The organism is Pseudomonas sp. 5Ae-yellow (genome assembly GCF_014077575.1).
In the GTDB taxonomy this organism is placed as follows: Bacteria; Pseudomonadota; Gammaproteobacteria; order Pseudomonadales; family Pseudomonadaceae; genus Halopseudomonas; species Halopseudomonas neustonica.
Genome location: NZ_JACGWE010000029.1, coordinates 21363 through 38582, shown reverse-complemented (window position 1 = coordinate 38582; position 17220 = coordinate 21363). Strand labels below are relative to the sequence as shown.

11 protein-coding genes are annotated in these 17220 nt (G+C 56.6%); 4 read left to right on the top strand and 7 right to left on the bottom strand.

What is annotated here, in order from left to right; all coding sequences use genetic code 11:
- Positions 1 to 92: 92 nt before the first annotated feature.
- The 3 genes from H4J77_RS14885 to H4J77_RS14875 all read right to left on the bottom strand — a co-directional run bounded on the left by H4J77_RS14885 (position 93) and on the right by H4J77_RS14875 (position 4865).
- Positions 93 to 356, bottom strand: coding sequence for a hypothetical protein (locus H4J77_RS14885; protein WP_182249222.1), 264 nt, complete (start codon positions 354 to 356; stop codon positions 93 to 95).
- Positions 357 to 458: 102 nt separating this feature from the next.
- Positions 459 to 1709, bottom strand: a complete 1251-nt coding sequence (locus tag H4J77_RS14880; protein WP_123889476.1) for a ribonucleotide-diphosphate reductase subunit beta — start codon at positions 1707 to 1709, stop codon at positions 459 to 461.
- Between the two features lie 279 nt (positions 1710 to 1988).
- Entirely contained in the window at positions 1989 to 4865 is a 2877-nt protein-coding gene (locus tag H4J77_RS14875; protein WP_123889475.1) for a ribonucleoside-diphosphate reductase subunit alpha, read from the bottom strand.
- Between the two features lie 445 nt (positions 4866 to 5310).
- Here H4J77_RS14875 and H4J77_RS14870 point away from each other — a divergent pair, with 445 nt between their 5' ends.
- Together H4J77_RS14870 and H4J77_RS14865 are read left to right on the top strand one after the other, a co-directional pair.
- Complete coding sequence (locus H4J77_RS14870; protein WP_123889474.1) at positions 5311 to 6024, top strand: response regulator transcription factor; 714 nt, start codon at positions 5311 to 5313, stop codon at positions 6022 to 6024.
- Positions 6021 to 7616 (top strand): ATP-binding protein, encoded by a 1596-nt coding sequence (locus H4J77_RS14865; protein ID WP_123889534.1) that lies wholly within the window; start codon positions 6021 to 6023, stop codon positions 7614 to 7616. The genes H4J77_RS14870 and H4J77_RS14865 overlap by 4 nt, the downstream gene beginning before the upstream one ends.
- 6 nt (positions 7617 to 7622) lie before the next feature.
- Here the strand turns inward: H4J77_RS14865 and H4J77_RS14860 are convergent, their stop codons facing one another.
- The 4 genes from H4J77_RS14860 to H4J77_RS14845 form a co-directional block, all read right to left on the bottom strand.
- Positions 7623 to 8246 carry a QsdR family transcriptional regulator gene (locus H4J77_RS14860; protein ID WP_123889473.1) on the bottom strand — a complete coding sequence of 208 codons (624 nt, stop codon included), beginning with the start codon at positions 8244 to 8246 and terminating at the stop codon, positions 7623 to 7625.
- A 424-nt stretch (positions 8247 to 8670) separates the two neighbouring features.
- Positions 8671 to 9432, bottom strand: coding sequence for an SDR family oxidoreductase (locus tag H4J77_RS14855; protein WP_123889472.1), 762 nt, complete (start codon positions 9430 to 9432; stop codon positions 8671 to 8673).
- A gap of 164 nt (positions 9433 to 9596) precedes the next feature.
- Complete coding sequence (locus H4J77_RS14850; RefSeq protein ID WP_123889471.1) at positions 9597 to 10463, bottom strand: alpha/beta hydrolase; 867 nt, start codon at positions 10461 to 10463, stop codon at positions 9597 to 9599.
- 313 nt (positions 10464 to 10776) lie between these two features.
- Positions 10777 to 11646: an alpha/beta hydrolase gene (locus tag H4J77_RS14845; protein ID WP_123889470.1), complete on the bottom strand. Its 870-nt coding sequence runs from the start codon at positions 11644 to 11646 to the stop codon at positions 10777 to 10779.
- A 502-nt stretch (positions 11647 to 12148) separates the two neighbouring features.
- On the opposite strand from H4J77_RS14845, the gene H4J77_RS14840 reads away from it, so the two are divergent.
- The gene (locus tag H4J77_RS14840) at positions 12149 to 14236 is read left to right on the top strand and encodes a PQQ-dependent dehydrogenase, methanol/ethanol family (RefSeq protein WP_235869697.1); all 2088 of its coding nucleotides are present in this window, start codon (positions 12149 to 12151) and stop codon (positions 14234 to 14236) included.
- A gap of 263 nt (positions 14237 to 14499) precedes the next feature.
- Positions 14500 to 17202 (top strand): LuxR C-terminal-related transcriptional regulator, encoded by a 2703-nt coding sequence (locus tag H4J77_RS14835; protein ID WP_123889469.1) that lies wholly within the window; start codon positions 14500 to 14502, stop codon positions 17200 to 17202.
- Positions 17203 to 17220: the final 18 nt, after the last annotated feature.

The window sequence follows — 17220 nt, the reverse complement described above, 5'->3', positions numbered from 1 at the left end:
TGGAAAGCCGCTATGAACCAGTTTGCGATCCTGTATGAAGATCGTTTCACCAGGCCAACCTGGTAAGTGAAGGCCTACCTGATGGCAGGCCGTTAAGAGCCCGAACACAAAAAACCTGACAGTCCCAATGCAATTTCTGGTACAGAATACTTTTCGTCGGTATCTAGTGCGTCTAATAATGCCTTCGTTAGCCCTCCCAAGCCTACCTTTCTTCCATCTTCGGCAAGAGTAGTGTTTTGCTCTGCAAGTATTCTCACCACATCTGCAAGGCAGAATAAAACTTCGCTATCTCGGTATAAGGTGCGTATTTCTTGGTTGCTTTCTGGATAGGCAAGTATAAGGTTCGTTTCGCTCATGATTTTTGCCTTATAAGAAAATGCTTAAGGATACTTCGCATCGCATAAGAGTGTGCGTTCCCACGCGGAGCGTGGGAACGATCAGAGAATCAAGGCGCAGATTTAATCCCAGCTCAACGCCCCGCCTGTCTGATACTCAATCACCCGCGTCTCAAAGAAGTTCTTCTCTTTCTTCAAGTCCATGATTTCGCTCATCCACGGGAAGGGGTTGCTGGTACCTGGGTACTCTTCCTTCAGGCCGATCTGGGTTAGGCGGCGGTTGGCGATGAACTTGAGGTAGTCTTCCATCATGGCGGCGTTCATGCCGAGTACGCCGCGGGGCATGGTGTCGCGGGCGTATTCGATTTCCAGCTGGGTGCCTTGCAGGATCATCTGCGTGGCTTCGTCCTTCATGGCGGCATCCCACAGGTGTGGGTTTTCGATCTTGATCTGGTTGATCACGTCGATGCCGAAGTTCAGGTGCATGGATTCGTCACGCAGGATGTACTGGAACTGCTCGGCCACCCCGGTCAGTTTGTTGCGGCGGCCCATGGAGAGGATCTGAGTAAAGCCGCAGTAGAAGAACACACCTTCCAATACGCAGTAGTAAGCGATCAGGTTGCGCAGCAGTTCTTTATCGGTCTCGACGGTGCCGGTGTTGAAGGTCGGGTCGGAGATCGAGCGGGTGTACTTGAGGCCCCAGGCGGCTTTTTTCGCGACGCTGGGAATCTCGTGATACATGTTGAAGATCTCGCCTTCATCCATGCCCAGTGACTCGATGCAGTACTGGTAGGCGTGGGTGTGGATAGCTTCTTCAAACGCTTGACGCAGAATGTACTGGCGGCACTCGGGGTTGGTGATCAGGCGGTAAACGGCCAGCACCAGGTTGTTGGCGACTAGTGAGTCGGCGGTGGAGAAGAAGCCGAGGTTGCGCTTGACGATGCGGCGCTCGTCTTCGGTCAAGCCGTCGTTGCTCTTCCACAGGGCGATGTCGGCGGTCATGTTGACCTCTTGCGGCATCCAGTGGTTGGAGCAGCCGTCGAGGTACTTCTGCCAGGCCCATTCATACTTGAAGGGCACCAGCTGGTTGAGGTCGGCGCGGCAGTTGATCATCTGCTTGGCGTCTACGTTGACGCGTGCGGCAGAACCTTCCAGCTCTTCCAGACCTTCTTCTACATCCAGGTTATCGAGTGCGGCTTTGGCGCGGGCAATGGCGGCGGAGTCCGCGTCATCTACGCTACGTGCCTGCTCGGCCTTGGCAGCGGCCTGTTGATCTAACGCCTTATCTGCCTGGGTTGGCGCTGCTTTTTCAGCGGCTGCAGAAGCAGGTGCGGTGGTGGTGTCTTCGCTATCGAATTCGTCCCAGCTCAACATGGGGTGGCTCCCTTTGGTCGCCAGCTTGAAGCTTGAAGCTTGAAGCTGAAAGTAGTTTGGTGTGTCGGCCCGAGCGATGTTGTCGCCAGCTCGGAGTCGCTATTGGTTCTGGTTGATTCCCGCTTGGGCGGGAATGACTTCATGTTCTCTGCTGCATGAGCGCGGAGCTGAGCGAGTGAGCGCTAGGCGTCGGGCTTGCCGGACCCGGGAGCGTACTAATGTACGTGGCCGGATACGGCTGGCTCGGCAACAACGCGCGCGCCGCTCAGATACGTGCGCTTACTGACACGCTTCACAATCTGGCTCATCAATCGCACAGGCCTTCGGCACGGGCGCCGGACCGGCCGGCGCGGCGGTCGGTGCGCTACCGCTGGATACCGCGTTCAGCTTGCCGGTGTTGACGGTCGACTTCTCGGTGCTGGTAGCGGCCAACGCGCGGAGGTAGTAAGTGGTTTTCAGGCCACGGTACCAGGCCATGCGGTAGGTTACGTCCAGCTTCTTGCCACTGGCACCAGCGATGTACAGGTTCAGTGACTGCGCCTGGTCGATCCACTTCTGGCGGCGGCTGGCTGCCTCGACGATCCACTTGGTTTCCACTTCAAACGCGGTGGCGTACATGGCCTTGAGGTCATCCGGGATGCGGTCGATCTGCTGCACCGAGCCATCGTAGTACTTGAGGTCGTTGACCATGACCGGGTCCCACAGGTCGCGGGCTTTCAAGTCGCGGACCAGGTAGGGGTTGATCACAGTGAACTCGCCAGACAGGTTCGATTTAACGTACAGGTTCTGGTAAGTCGGTTCGATCGACTGGGATACGCCAGTGATGTTGGCAATGGTCGCGGTCGGTGCAATCGCCATGATGTTGGAGTTGCGGATGCCTTTCTTGGCACGCGCACGGACCGGTTCCCAATCCAGTGTGGAGCTACGGTCGACTTCAATGTACTTGGCGCCGCGTTGCTCGGTGAGGATGTCGAGCGAGTCGTAGGGCAGGATGCCTTTGGACCAGAGCGAACCTTCAAAGCTGGAGTAGCTGCCACGCTCTTCGGCCAGATCACAGGAGGCCTGGATGGCGTAGTAGCTGATCGCTTCCATCGACTGGTCGGCGAAGGCGACAGCCTCGTTCGAGCCATAGGCGATGTGCTGCAGGTACAGTGCGTCCTGGAAGCCCATGATGCCAAGGCCGACTGGGCGGTGCTTGAAGTTGGAGTTCTTGGCCTGCGGTACCGAGTAGTAATTGATGTCGATGACGTTATCCAGCATGCGCACGGCGGTGTTGACGGTACGCTCCAGCTTGGCTTGATCCAGCTTGCCATCGGTAATGTGATGCACCAGGTTGACCGAGCCCAGGTTACACACGGCGATTTCGTCAGCGCTGGTGTTCAGCGTGATCTCGGTGCACAGATTGGAGCTGTGGACCACACCAGCGTGCTGCTGCGGGCTGCGCAGGTTGCAGGCATCTTTAAAGGTCAACCAGGGGTGGCCGGTTTCGAACAACATGCTGAGCATCTTGCGCCACAAATCGGCCGCCTTGAGGGTCTTGTGCAGCTTGATCTTGCCGTACTCGATCAGCGCTTCGTAATACTCGTAACGCTCTTCAAATGCCTTACCGGTCAGGTCGTGCAGATCGGGTACGTCTGATGGTGAGAAAAGCGTCCAGTTGCCGTCTTCAAATACGCGCTTCATGAACAGGTCTGGAATCCAGTTGGCGGTGTTCATGTCGTGTGTGCGTCGACGGTCGTCACCGGTGTTCTTGCGCAGCTCCAGAAACTCTTCGATATCCAGGTGCCAGGTTTCAAGGTAACCGCAGACCGCGCCCTTGCGCTTGCCGCCCTGGTTTACCGCGACGGCGGTGTCGTTGACGACCTTGAGGAAGGGCACGACACCCTGTGACTGACCGTTGGTGCCTTTGATGTAGGCACCCATGGCGCGCACGGGCGTCCAATCGTTACCCAGGCCACCAGCAAACTTGGACAGCATGGCGTTGTCGTGGATTGCGTGATAAATGCCGGACAGGTTGTCGGGCACGGTGGTCAGGTAGCAGCTGGAGAGTTGCGGGCGCAGCGTGCCAGCGTTGAACAGCGTAGGCGTGGAGGCCATGTAGTCAAAGCTGGAGATCAGGTTGTAAAACTCGATAGTGCGAGCGGTTTTATCCTGCTCTTCAATGGCCAGACCCATGGCAACGCGCATGAAGAAAATCTGCGGCAGCTCCAGGCGCGTACCCTCATGGTGCAGGAAGTAACGGTCGTACAGGGTCTGCAGGCCGAGGTAGCCAAACAGCTGGTCGCGGTCGTGGTCGATCGCGGCGCCCAAGGCGTCCAGATCGAACTCACCCAATTTGGGATCAAGCAGTTCGTAACCGATACCGGCCTTGATGTAGACGGGCAGGGTTTTAGCATACAGCTCGGCCATGTCGCTGTGGGTCGCGCTGGTGGCGACGCCCAGGTGGCTGAGGGCTTCTGCGCGCAGGTTGTCGAGCAGCAGGCGGGCGGTTACCTGGCTGTAGTTGGGCTCGCGCTCAACCAGGGTACGTGCGGTCATGACCATGGCGGTGTTGACGTCGATCTGGGTGACGCCGTCGTACAGGTTTTTCAGGGTTTCTTGCTCGATGTGATCGGCATCGACTTCGGCCAGGCCGTAGCAGGCTTCCTGAATGACGGTACGTAGGCGGCCCATGTTGAGCGGCTGACGCGTGCCGTCAGACAGGGTGACGCGAATGCTTGGGTGAGCATCGGCAGGGGCTTCAGCTTCACGCTCTTTGCGTTGACGGGCATGTTCGTCACGGTAGAGCACATAACTACGGGCGATTTTTTGCTCACCGGAGCGCATCAGTGCCAGTTCGACCTGATCCTGGATCTCTTCGATATGCAGGGTGCCGCCGGAAGGCAGGCGGCGCTTGAAGATGGCGCTGATGGTGTCGGTCATCTCGTCTACTGTCTCGCGAATGCGCGAGGAGGAGGCGGCCTGATCACCTTCTACGGCGAGAAACGCCTTGGTCATGGCAACGCGGATTTTATCGTCGGTATAAGGTACCAGGGTGCCGTTGCGTTTGATCACGCGCAACTGGCCGGGCGCGCTCATGTTCAGGTCGTCTTGATGGTCGCCCTCTGCATGCACTTGGGTGGCGGATGTATTACTGGGTGAAGATGTAGCGTGCATGACAGCTCCTTGGTGGTCACAAACACAATATGTAGTAGGTGTTACAGCTGCCTTGTCTGCATGACTGACTCTGTAGCACCCAAATACGGCATCATTTCAGCGCTTGACGCGGTAGGTGAGGTTGTGCGTCATAACCATATATGTGGTTGCGTGAAACGGTATTGGCACAAGATAGTGTGTGTTTTGTTATGTGGCAAGCCGATTTTTTCATTGTTTTTTTTGCCTGAAGGCTTGACCCGCCTGCGCGGCGGGGAATGACGCGACTTTCAGGTTTTAACAGGCAAACACTGCATATTGTGATTTGTGTGAAGCACACCACAGGTACCTGTCCGATAGCTGCAAAATACTGTTGCAGCGCTGCTTTCTTGCGGTTGCCCCGGCACTGTCTCGCCGGTGTTACAATCGCGGCCCAATTGCGGTCAAGTAGTCAGGGCAAGGTGGTGGGATGGAAGCGGATAACAGCACTATTCTGATTGTTGAAGATGACCAGAAGCTGGCGGGTCTGATCAGTGACTTTCTGCAACAGCAGGGGTTAAGGGTCGAGCTCGAGGCCAATGGCAGCGATGCGGTACAACGTATTCTCGATACTCAGCCGGCAGTAGTGGTGCTGGATTTGATGCTACCCGGTGAGGATGGCTTGAGTATCTGCCAGCGAGTACGCGAGGCTGGCTTTGCGCGCCCGATTCTGATGCTGACGGCGCGCAGTGAAGATCAGGATCATATACAAGGGCTGGAACTGGGAGCCGATGACTATGTCACCAAACCGGTGCGTCCGCAGGTGCTGCTTGCGCGCATCCGCGCCTTGCTGCGCCGCTCTGGTGAGCCTGAGCAGGTCAGTACGCCGCGTCTGAGTTTTGGCAACTTGCTGATCGACAACGACCGGCGCGAGGCCTGGTTAGCCGAGGATATGATTGAGCTGACGGGCGCCGAGTTCGATCTACTCTGGTTGCTTGCGAGTAATGCCGGCCGCATCCTTAGCCGGGAAGAGATTTTTGTCTCCTTGCGCGGTATAGAGTACGACGGCCAGGATCGTTCCATTGATGTGCGTATTTCGCGCATCAGGCCCAAGATCGGTGACGATCCGGATTTGCCGCGCATCATCAAGACCGTCCGCAGTAAAGGCTATCTGTTCGTCGCGCCGAGCCCGGAACCGCAGTGAACTCCATTTTTATCCGCATCTATGGCGGCATGCTGTTGGTGCTGATTGCGGTCTCATGTTTGGCGTTGATCAGCATTCGCATGGTCAACGATGTGCGCGCCGAAGACTATCGCGAGCGTATGGCCACCGGCACCTTTCGGTTGATGGCGGATAACCTTGAGCCCATGGACACTGCCGAGCGGCAAAAGGCGCTGGCGGTCTGGTCACGTCTGATTGGGGTGCCGCTGGAGCTCAACTCGCTGGACTCGCTGCAACTCGAGTCCAGCAGCTGGTCGCGGCTGATTCGTGGTCGGGTACTGGCGCGCAGCAAAGGGCCAGGTAATGTGCGCGTTTACAGCCTGGTTGATCTGGCTGAAGAGGTCGTGCTGACCGCCGACATTCAACGGATTTCCGAGCAACTGGGCCGCGCCACCCTGTTTCTGATCGCCGATGAACTGGTGCGTCACCCGGATACCGAAATGCCGCGCTGGTTGTCTGAGCTGCGGCGCGATAAAGGGTTTGGCTACCCACTGCGTTTGACACGTCTGGCCGAGGCGGACCTGGATGCCGATCAAATGCGCCGGCTCGACGAGTTTGATACGGTGCTCAGTCTGGGGCCAGAAGGCAACGCGGTCATGATGTACATGAAGATCCCGGACACCCAGTGGGTGTTAAGCATGGGGCCGGTCTACCAGATGCAGGACTACCCGACCGAGATGCTGCTGATTACCGGTTTGCTGGCACTCTCACTCAGCGGCTTGCTGATCTATCTATTGGTTCGGCAACTGGAGCAGCGGTTGATGAACCTGGAGTCAGCCGCTCTGCATATTACGCGCGGTAATCTGGATGCCCGCGCGGAAGTCATCGGTAACGATTCGGTAGGCAGCTTGGCTCGTGCCTTCAATGATATGGCGCGCCACCTGCAAAGTCTGATGAGTATCCAGCGGGAGATGATAGGGGCTATCTCCCACGAGCTACGCACGCCTGTGGCGCGCCTACGCTTTGGCCTGGAGATGGTCGAGAGCGCCGAAGGCGAAGACGCGCTCAAGCGCTATCTTGAGAGCATGGATGGCGATTTGACCGAGCTGGATAAGCTGGTCGATGAGATTCTGACCTATGCGCGGCTGGAGCAGAGCGCTCCGGCCCTGGTATTAGCGCCAGTGGATGTGCCAGCTGTGATTGAGCAGGTGTTGGCTGAATTAGCACCCATTAACCCGCAGGTCAGTATTGAGTTTTCAGATCGCTCACGCGGCCGAGCATGCTGGGTCGATGCGGAAAAGCGGTATTTGCACCGCGCTGTTACCAATCTGGTCAGCAATGCGGCCAGGCACGCGGCTGGCCGAGTAAAGGTAGTCACGCGAGTAAAGGGCGGTCGGTGTCAGATCACAGTCGAGGATGACGGTCCTGGTATACCTGAGGCGTACCGCGAGCATATCTTTACCCCCTTTTTGCGCCTTGACGACAGCCGCACCCGGGCGAGTGGCGGCTATGGTTTGGGCCTGTCAATCGTGCGTCGAGTGGTTTACTGGCACGATGGTGACGCCAGGGTAGAAGCGTCACGTGATTTGGGCGGTGCGGCTTTTATTATCGATTGGCCGCTACGGCGTCAGTAACCTACTTTACGCCTGATGACCGTTAACCAGCAGGCGGAAAGCGGTAGCTGCAGGTGTAGGATCAGGTTTGCGCGCACAGATCAGGTCACAATAAATCGCCCCTTCACCGATCTTGACGATATAGAGCGCCAGGCTCTCTGCATCCATTTCGGGCTTGATCTTGCCTGCCTTGATTTGCTCTTCAAACATTTTGCGCCAGGTCTCCATTAGCCTTTCATGCAGGCCCGACACGCGTGATGTCAGTAGTTGCAGGCCCCACTGCGGCTCCGCTTGCAGGAAGTCGTGCATGGGTTTGGCGTTGATCAAGGCAATGTTGATATCGGTGTAGATCTGGGTGAGGTAGTCAATCCCGTCGAGGTCTGGGGTTTGATCAGCTCGCGCGATGGCTTCATCGTAGATGCGCTTGTACAGCGACCAGAGAATTTCGCCCATCAGCAGATCCTTGTTACCTACCCAGCGCATCAGGGTGGCGCGGCCGATGCCGAGTTCTTCTGCCAGCAGTGACAAGTTTAGGCGACGCCCCTCAAGCCACCAGCTGCGTGCCATGCGGAAGGCGCTTAGCGGCGTTGCACGTTCGTCGGACTTGCGCTTGGACAGTGCCATCGCCAGGGGGGTCTGCTGGGTGCTCATTTTCTTACCTGCCTGTTCATGTGAATCTTTATATAGGCGCCATGGTAACAATGGTGATACCAAGAAGGAAAGTGTCCCGATCTTGAATCACCTGTTAATGAGATGTAAATGCGACTTTATGCTCATTTGTCGACAAGTTTCATCTTGTTGATCTGGCAAGTTGAGTAAGCATTTTTGTTTTTTGATGCGATTTGTATCGTGCTCGGACGATGTCAGTTGATCACTTTCTTGAAGACGAGGGGCGATAGCGTCTGACTGGTGAGCGGTATATCGAAGTGTGCCTGTATTGCTGCTGTGCGGAACGAGGGTGGTGACAGCGGGCCTGTTGCCAAGCGTTAAAGCAGCGGACCCGCTCGAGTGTTAAGTTTGGCACTTGGCTTTGGAGCTATGTGCTGACTTGCACCTTGGAGTAGCGCATAAGTAACTATCCGCGCCCAATAAACGGCATTTTAGTCGCCATGATGGTCATAAACTGAATGTTGCTTTCCAGCGGCAGCTCAGCCATCTGCACCACGGCCTGTGCTACGTGCTCTACATCCATCACAGCCTCAGCTGCGATTTCGCCATTCGCTTGTGGCACGCCGCGTTGCATGGGGGCCGCCATCTCGGTTGCAGCGTTACCAATATCGATCTGACCGCAGGCGATGTTGTATTTGCGGCCGTCCAAAGAGGTGGACTTGGTGAGTCCGGTCATGGCGTGTTTGGATGCGGTGTAAGGGGCTGAGTTGGGGCGGGGCGCGTGGGCCGAGATGGAGCCGTTATTGATAATGCGCCCTCCCATTGGATCTTGCGCCTTCATCAGTTTGAACGCCTGCTGGGTACACAGAAACGCGCCAGTGAGGTTGGTATCAATTGCGGCACGCCAGTGCTCGAAACTGATGTCTTCCAGCAAAACCGGAGGTGCGCCGGTGCCGGCATTATTGAACAGCAGGTCGAGCCGTCCGAACTGCGCCTGGATCTGTTGAAATAGAGCGACCACCGAGTCGGGGTCGCGCACATCAGATTCGATCAGTAATGCATTGTTTGCGAGGTTACCTGCGTCCTGCAGCGAAGCCTGCAGTGTGCTCATGCGGCGCCCGGTCATGACGACTTGGTAACCGGCGCTTAGTAGCGCCAGAGCGCTGGCCCGGCCAATGCCACTGCCTGCACCGGTAACCAGTGCGACCTTGTTCGTTTGTTGTGTCATTACAACGCTCCTGTTGTCGGCTTTGGGCTAAGAATACAACAGGCAGAACGCTTGATCTGTCGCTTTTGAGACAGGGGCGGGATGAAAAAACGGCCAACTACAAAAGAGTAGCTGGCCGCTCGACACCGCTGCCGACAGAGAGCTTTCGGCGTTGTTATTGCTGCTTAGTTGATGCCTTTGCGGCGCACCTCCCAGCCAAAGTCATTACACAGGCCGCAGTTACTGCCATAGAACACGCTCTCGGCTGACTGGTCATCCATCAGGTGATAGCGGAACCAGGCGGTGGATGGCCCGCGGAAGTCGCCGCCATTGCCGACTGGCTCGAAGTGACTGGCGGTGCGGCGCTCGCCCCAAAACACGGGTACGTTCGCGCGACTGAAGACGGGCAGTGCGTTGAGCGTAGGACCGGCAATAACATCCACGCCACCGGTCATCAGGAACATAGGTCCATTCTGGTTTGATTGTGAACTGCGGCTATGGCCAAGTCCGATGGTGTAAGGCTGAAAGGGTGCAGTGACGCTGACGCGTGAATCCTGGCCGGTCATGATGCTGCCACCCCCACCTTGGGAGTGCCCGGCAGCGCCAATGCGATTGATGTCCAGTTTATTGGCATAGGTGCCGGTGCTGCGGTTGTTTTGATCGACGATATAGTCAATACAACCGCGCATCTGGGTGCCTGTGCCTGGGTTCGATGTGTTGGCGGCAATGACAACAAAGCCATGGCTTGCCCAATGGTCAAGCAGTGAGCGGTAGGTGGTCGGCGATGCACCTGTACCGTTGCCCCAGACGATGATGGGATGTTTGACGCCATCGGCGCCCAAGGTGCGGGGGCGATATACGGTACAACTAAATCCAGCACTGCCGTTGGTGGTAGCAAAGGGACCATCTGCACTGAAGCTGGATACACCTGGAAAGCCGCTACCGGTTGGGTTGCCGTTTCCACCGCCGCCGCCTGGATTGGTCGCCAGAGCAATACTGGAAATCGCCATGCCGAGTGTCAGGGCTGCTAGCTTGAATGCGGGTGCGTTCATGGGACATTCCTTGTGTTGATTCATTGTTGTAAGGGTGATGACCAGGCTGGAGTCGCTGGCCTGTCAGCACTGGCTAACAACGATAGGTGCTCTGTTTATTAAATGAACTCACCTATTCGGGTGGAATGTTTTAAGTACCGTTTTTTATGTCCGATCATGTTTTTAACTTTGATGTAACTATGCAGATTGGCTCTGTACGAAGATTGTTGCTAATTCAATAAAGCAGGGTTGGGATTTTCACCAGGTATCTAAATGGGATAAGAAAGGCGGAGTAGCTGTTGACTACTCCGCGGGTGCTGCAGGTTATTAAAAATCAGTTGATACCTTTGCGGCGTACCTCCCAATCGTTATCGGTACAAAGCGCACAGTTGCTGCCGTAAAAAAGATCCCCAGCACTCTGATCTTCCATCAGGTGGTAACGGAACCACGCGGTAGCAGGGCCGCGAAAATCCCCTGCGTTGCCTACGGGCTCAAAGTGGCTAGCGCCGTCCAGCTCGCCCCAAAAGACGGGTACGTTCGCGCGGCTATACACCGGCAACGAATTGAGCGTAGGACTGGCGATGGTATCTGCACTGCCGGACATCAGGAACATGGGCCCACTTTGATTGCTCTGTGATGAGCTGTTATGCCCAAGCCCGATGGTGTACGGCTGGAATGGCGCCGTAGCGCTGATACGTGAGTCGCGGCCGGCCATAATAGTGCCGCCACCCCCTTGTGAGTGGCCCGCAGTGCCCACGCGGTTGAGATCTAGCTTATTGGCATAGGTGCCCGTCGTCCGGTTGTTCTGGGTGGTCAGGTAGTCCAGGCAGTCGAGCATGGCTTCACCGGTACCCGCATTTGAGGTGTTGGCTGCAGCTACCACAAAACCTTGGCTGGCCCAGTGGGATAGTAGCCCTGAATAGGTGCTGGGTGAGGCGCCAGTGCCGTTGCCCCAGAGAATGATCGGATGCTTGAGGTTATTGGCACCCAGTGTGCTGGGACGGTAAACGGTGCAACTGAAACCGGCACTGCCGTTGGTGGTTGTGAAGGACCCTGATGCTGCAAAGTCAGTGACCCCGGGGAAACCTGTGCCGGTTGGATCTGAGCTGCCACCGCCGCCTCCGCCTGGATTGGTTGCCAGTGCCGCGCTAGACAGCGCGATGCCCAAAGTAAGTACACTAAACTTGAGTGCAAATCTGTTCATGGTGGTTCCTTTATTATTAAAGTTGTTTGCTTTTTGTTGCGAGTGAGTAAGTTGAGAAACGCCTTTGCTCCTAGGTGATGACGCTAACTTTAAATAGTGTTTTTTGAACTAGCCTGAATGGGTGAGAAGTTTAGGTTTCGTGACTTGGGTCCGTTTTGTCTGGCAGATGTACTGCCGCTTGCTCTATTTTTCTTTACGTTTTCGGCTGGCCAATATCAGTTTGATATTGTGTTGTGCGCTAATAGAGTTACTCGCTTTTTAAACTTTCATCTTTCGTACTTGAAACGCGGTACAACCTGAGTGAGACGAGATAGGCGAGTCTGGCACTCTTGGTGCTTGGGCTGTGTGTCGTTCGCTGAGGTAGCGGCGCAACAAGTGGTGGTGAGGGCCGGTTTTCAGCTGGTTGGTTCCGGTGGCCATACCCCCCACAAGGGGGGTAATCATTGGCTGGTGCGCTGGCTAGCATCTGAGTCATGTACAGCAGAATAATAAAGAGAAAACCATGACTTATATGACCAAGGGCCTGGGCCCATTGCTGCGTTTGGCTGGCTTTGGCCTCGCCAGCCTTGGCTGGGCTGCTGCCGCGCAGGCGGCAGAGGTAAATGAAGCGGCGATGCGGGCGCTGGAAAGCGACGGCACGGAATGGCTTAGCTACGACCGCACCTGGGCACAGCAGCGCTTTAGTCCTTTGCAGCAGATTGATACTGAGAGCGTCGACAAACTGGGGCTGACCTGGTCGATTGACCTCGACAACAATCGTGGTTTGGAGGCAACCCCGCTGTATCACGAGGGTGTGCTTTACACCTCGTTATCCTGGAGCCGGGTGATGGCTGTGGACGCGGGGACCGGGCAGATTCTCTGGAGTTATGATCCGCAGGTCGATAAAGCGAAGGGCCGCGACGCCTGCTGCGATGCGGTCAATCGCGGCGTGGCGTTATGGCAAGGCAAGGTCTATGTTGGCACGCTGGACGGCCGCCTGATTGCGCTGGATGCGAAAACCGGTCAACCGGTCTGGACGCAACAAACCACGGATAATAGCCAGCCTTACACCATCACCGGTGCACCACGGGTGCTCAAGGATATGGTGATGATTGGTAACGGTGGTGCCGAATTTGGTGTGCGTGGCTATTTCTCTGCCTATGACGCGGCTACCGGAGAATTACGCTGGCGCTTTTATACCGTTCCGCGCGACCCGGCGCAGCCACAGGAGCACCCGGAGCTGAATGCTGCGCTGGAAACCTGGAGCAAGGATACCGACTGGTCGATGGGCGGCGGCGGGACCGCCTGGGACAGTATGGCCTATGATCCGGACCTCGATCTGTTATATGTCGGTACCGGCAACGGCTCGCCCTGGAACCGCGAAGTACGCAGCCCCGGTGGCGGCGATAACCTTTACCTGTCGTCTATTCTCGCGCTCAAGCCCGAGACCGGCAGGCTGGTATGGCACTATCAGGTCACGCCGGGTGATTCCTGGGACTTTACTGCGACTCAGCAGCTGACGCTGGCTGAACTGGAGATTGATGGTGAGGCGCGTCAGGTCATTATGCAGGCACCAAAAAACGGCTTCTTCTATGTGCTCGATCGCGCCACTGGCGAGCTGCTGTCAGCCGAGAAGTTCGGCAAGGTAACCTGGGCCGAGCGCATTGATATGGCGACTGGTCGGCCTGTCGAGGCGGCCGATGCGCGCTATCAGAAAGAAACGCTGGTGATGTGGCCGAGCCCTCTGGGAGCGCACAATTGGCACTCCATGTCGTTCAGTCCGCTGACCAAGCTGGTGTATATCCCTTATCAGGAAATACCCGGCACTTATACCAATGAAGCGGGCAGTTTTGTGCGTAAGCGCGCCTTCAATACCGCTGCCGGCTCCTCCGAGATAAAAGAGCTGCCGCGCGAATACACTGCCGGGGCTCTGCTCGCCTGGGACCCGGTCAAGCAGCAGGCGGCGTGGCGGGTCGAGCGTCCCAATCATTGGAATGGCGGTACCCTGGTCACTGCGGGCAATCTGGTATTTCAAGGCACCTCTGCTGGGCAGCTGGAGGCTTACAGCGCCGACAAGGGCCAGCTACTGTGGCAGTTTGATGCACAAACGGGGGTTATCGCGGCACCCATGACCTATCTGCACAATGGTGAGCAGTATGTCGCCCTGATGGCAGGCTGGGGCGGTTCCGGCGCGCTCATTGGCGGTGATGCTGCAGTCGCGACGGGCGTGCGCAACGTCAGCCGCATGCTGGTGTTCAAGCTGGGAGCTAATCAGCAATTGCCAACTCTGGCTGCCGTGCCGGGTAGTGGGCGCACGCCGGAACCGGTAGTGGCCGCGGCAACTGACCTTACGGCTGGCGAAACGCTCTATTCTCAGTACTGCGCAGTCTGCCATGGTGTTGGCGTTGTAGGTGGCGGTGTGCTGCCCGACCTGCGTCATAGCAGTGATGCCGTGCGCGAGGCCTGGGATGCCATTGTGCTGCACGGTGCCTATCAGGCTAACGGTATGGCTAGCTTCGGAGACAGTCTCAGCAGCGAAGAAGCGAAGCAAATACGCCTTTACATCATGCAGCGTGAATACGACAGCTGGATAAATAGCGCTAAGCAATAACCTGCGTCGGTTATGACCACAGGACAGCCCGTCCTGTGGTCTACTGGCTTAGAGTCTTTACTCTAATATCACCAAATCTTATGATAACGGCGTCAGCCCTGTTTTGGCCCGCCGTCTTTTTCATGCCTGCTATGCTGACCCAAGGCTGCTCGGTGAGCCGCCTTGGCGACAACAATAACAATAGATCGCGGAAAAACCTGAAGCTACGTTGCTAACGCGGATTTTCAGTGTGGGTCCAGCGATACGTGTTCAGCGAGTAGTTCATGAACATCAGATTCGATGCGCAGAACATTCCTGCAGCCGCACCTGGGGCGCAGGGCAGTGACGCACCTCTGCTACTGAAAACCAAAATCACAGCGCCGCGTCGTGGGCGCGGTATTTTACCAAGACCGCGCCTGGAGCAGCATGCTGCCTTGCTGCATGAGCGCCGCCTGGCAATCCTCAAGGCGCCACCGGGTTTTGGCAAGACCACATTGGCCAGTATTTGGGCAGAAGTGCTACTGGCCCAGTCGCATGCCGTGGCCTGGTTGTCATTGGATGCGCAGGATGATTCAGCTCAGCGCCTGCTGTTTTATATTGCGGCGGCTCTGAATCAGGCGAATCCGGCGCTGGGTTTATCCTGTATGAGTCTGCGCGCCGAGCTGACCTTCTTTTCCAGCGAAACTCTGGTTGGTCTGCTCATCAATGAGCTAAGCCAGAGTGTGGAGCCCATTACTCTTTTTATTGACGATCTCCACTGTATCGACGATGAGGTGCTGGTAGAGGCCTTGCACGTGTTGTTGCAGCGCGCACCGCCGCACGTTCATCTGGTGTTCATCAGTCGAAACGAATTGCCGGCGGCCTTGCTCACGCATTTATACGCTGATGATCTACTTGAGATCGACGGTAATCAGCTGCGTTTCGAGTTGGAAGAGACGCGTGATTTATTGCGCAAGGCCGGCTTCGAGCCGCAGCAGTCGAATGATGTTCTCTGTATTCAGGAATCGGCAGAAGGTTGGATCGCCGCATTGCGTGCCTTCCTGTTGACGCCTGGCCACACGGTAGCGCGTATTACGCCGCGCAGTATCTGCAACCTGTTTGATGATGTGATTGGGCATCTCGATGAGTCGGTGCGCAAGCCGCTTTACCTGCTGGGGCTGTTGGAGAAGTTCAGTGCTGGTTTGCTAAGTACGCTGTTGGGGCATCGAGCAGCTACAGCGCTGATGGATTTGCTGCAACAACGGCAGCTGTTTGTTTCTGCACTCGATCCGGAGGAAACCTGGTTCAGCCTGCATCCGCTGTTTCGCGAGCATCTGAAAAAGGCCTACCTGCGTCATCATGAGGCCGAAGCCCGTGCGGTGATGGCGCATGCCGCAGACTGGTTTGCTGAGCGCAAGCTTTGGTTGGATGCAATTCGGCTAGGTCTTGAGAGTGGCGAGGTGTGGCAGGTCAAACTCTGGATTGAGCATTGCGCTACTACCCTGATAGAACAAGGCGACTTCACCACCCTGGTCATTTTGGAAAAACACTGGAAACTCCAACCGGCCGAGTGCCCGTTGCCTCTGAAGATGGCGCGTGCCTGGGCAATGGGGCTGGCGCTGGAGATAGGACCTGCGCTGAGGTTGGCCAAACAGATTGAAACTGAACTCGGGGGGCTGCCTGACCAGGGCAAAAGCTCACCCATCTATTGGGAGGTGCAATCGCTGCAGGCCATGTTGTTGGGCTTGGCCGACCATAATATGCGCTCAGGACCTTGGGCGCGGGTCTGTTATGAGTCCAGTGCAACGCGGCCCTGGATTACCAACGTGTTGCTTAATCTGATGAGCGGCAGTCTGCTGCGGCAGGCGAACTGGGACGCTTTTTATCAATTGCCGCCGACCCTTGATGCGCAGGATGGTAATCGGGGGTATTTTCTGCACGAGTGCTATCGGCAATCATTGACGGCGCTGGCGGAGGGGCTGCAGGGTCGCGTTGCTTGTGCGCTAGACGGACTGCTAGCGCTGGTCGAGCGCATCGACCTCAGTTTCTCTGATGGCCTGGCCAAACCCAATCCTGTTCTGCTGGCGCTACCCAATGCCTTGCTTGCGCACTTTAACTATTTACGGGGTGACGCCTCGCAGGCGACCCACTACCTGCAGGGGTGTATGGATTACATCGATATGGGGGGCTTTCTGGATTGCATTGCCCATGCCTTTGTTACCTCTGCGCGGTTGCAGGTGCAACAGGGCCATCCGGGTCGAGCCAGGCGCACTCTGGAGCGGATGTCTAGCCTGGCGCAGGTGCGTGAATGGCCGCGATTACAATCCTGGGCGCTGATGGAGCGAGTACGCAGCTGCTTGCAAGGTGAGCGGGTTCGTGAGGCTGCGGGCTGTTTGCGCGAGCTACAGCAAATACGTGCTATGAGCCTGGATGATGGCGGCGTGGATCGGTGGCTCTTCGCCCTGCTAGCTGAGCTTTGGTTGGGGCTTAACGGGCAGCCGGTGCGTGCAGAGCTGGTCACTGATGCACAGGCTTTGCTGACAGAGCTACGCCAACGGCAGTATTGGTTAATGGTGGCAGAGTTGGGGGTGGCACTGGGTTTTTATTTGGCCAGCCAACAAGACCAACGCAGTGAAGCACTGCTGATAGAGGCGTTGGAGGTGGTTCGTGACACTGGTGCAGTGTGCTTATTGCGCGATATTGGCATACCTCAGGCCTGTGCGACGCTCACACCTTATATCCCCGCGAATTGGCGGGCAGAGGTGACGGCGCTTTTTGGTCATGCAGGCGATGCTGATGAGGACAAGGCCGGGTGCTCAGCGCTACTGGCATTGACGGTGAAAGAGCGCCAGGTCATGCAACTGGTAGCTGAGGGTAAATCCAACAAGCAAATCGCCAAGGACTTGAGCGTAACGCCGGAAACCATCAAGTCGCACATGAAGAGTATTTTTGCCAAATTGAAAGTGGAGAGTCGGGCTCAGGCGGCGGTGATGTTGCAGCAGGGCTAGGCTTGCGCAAGCTACAAG

Bases quoted from the DNA above. Each gene is read 5' to 3' on its own strand.
- H4J77_RS14885 (WP_182249222.1), bottom strand. From the start codon at position 356: ATGAGCGAAACGAACCTTATACTTGCCTATCCAGAAAGCAACCAAGAA.
- H4J77_RS14880 (WP_123889476.1), bottom strand. From the start codon at position 1,709: ATGTTGAGCTGGGACGAATTCGATAGCGAAGACACCACCACCGCACCT.
- H4J77_RS14875 (WP_123889475.1), bottom strand. From the start codon at position 4,865: ATGCACGCTACATCTTCACCCAGTAATACATCCGCCACCCAAGTGCAT.
- H4J77_RS14870 (WP_123889474.1), top strand. From the start codon at position 5,311: ATGGAAGCGGATAACAGCACTATTCTGATTGTTGAAGATGACCAGAAG.
- H4J77_RS14860 (WP_123889473.1), bottom strand. From the start codon at position 8,246: ATGAGCACCCAGCAGACCCCCCTGGCGATGGCACTGTCCAAGCGCAAG.
- H4J77_RS14855 (WP_123889472.1), bottom strand. From the start codon at position 9,432: ATGACACAACAAACGAACAAGGTCGCACTGGTTACCGGTGCAGGCAGT.
- H4J77_RS14850 (WP_123889471.1), bottom strand. From the start codon at position 10,463: ATGAACGCACCCGCATTCAAGCTAGCAGCCCTGACACTCGGCATGGCG.
- H4J77_RS14845 (WP_123889470.1), bottom strand. From the start codon at position 11,646: ATGAACAGATTTGCACTCAAGTTTAGTGTACTTACTTTGGGCATCGCG.
- H4J77_RS14840 (WP_235869697.1), top strand. From the start codon at position 12,149: ATGACTTATATGACCAAGGGCCTGGGCCCATTGCTGCGTTTGGCTGGC.
- H4J77_RS14835 (WP_123889469.1), top strand. From the start codon at position 14,500: ATGAACATCAGATTCGATGCGCAGAACATTCCTGCAGCCGCACCTGGG.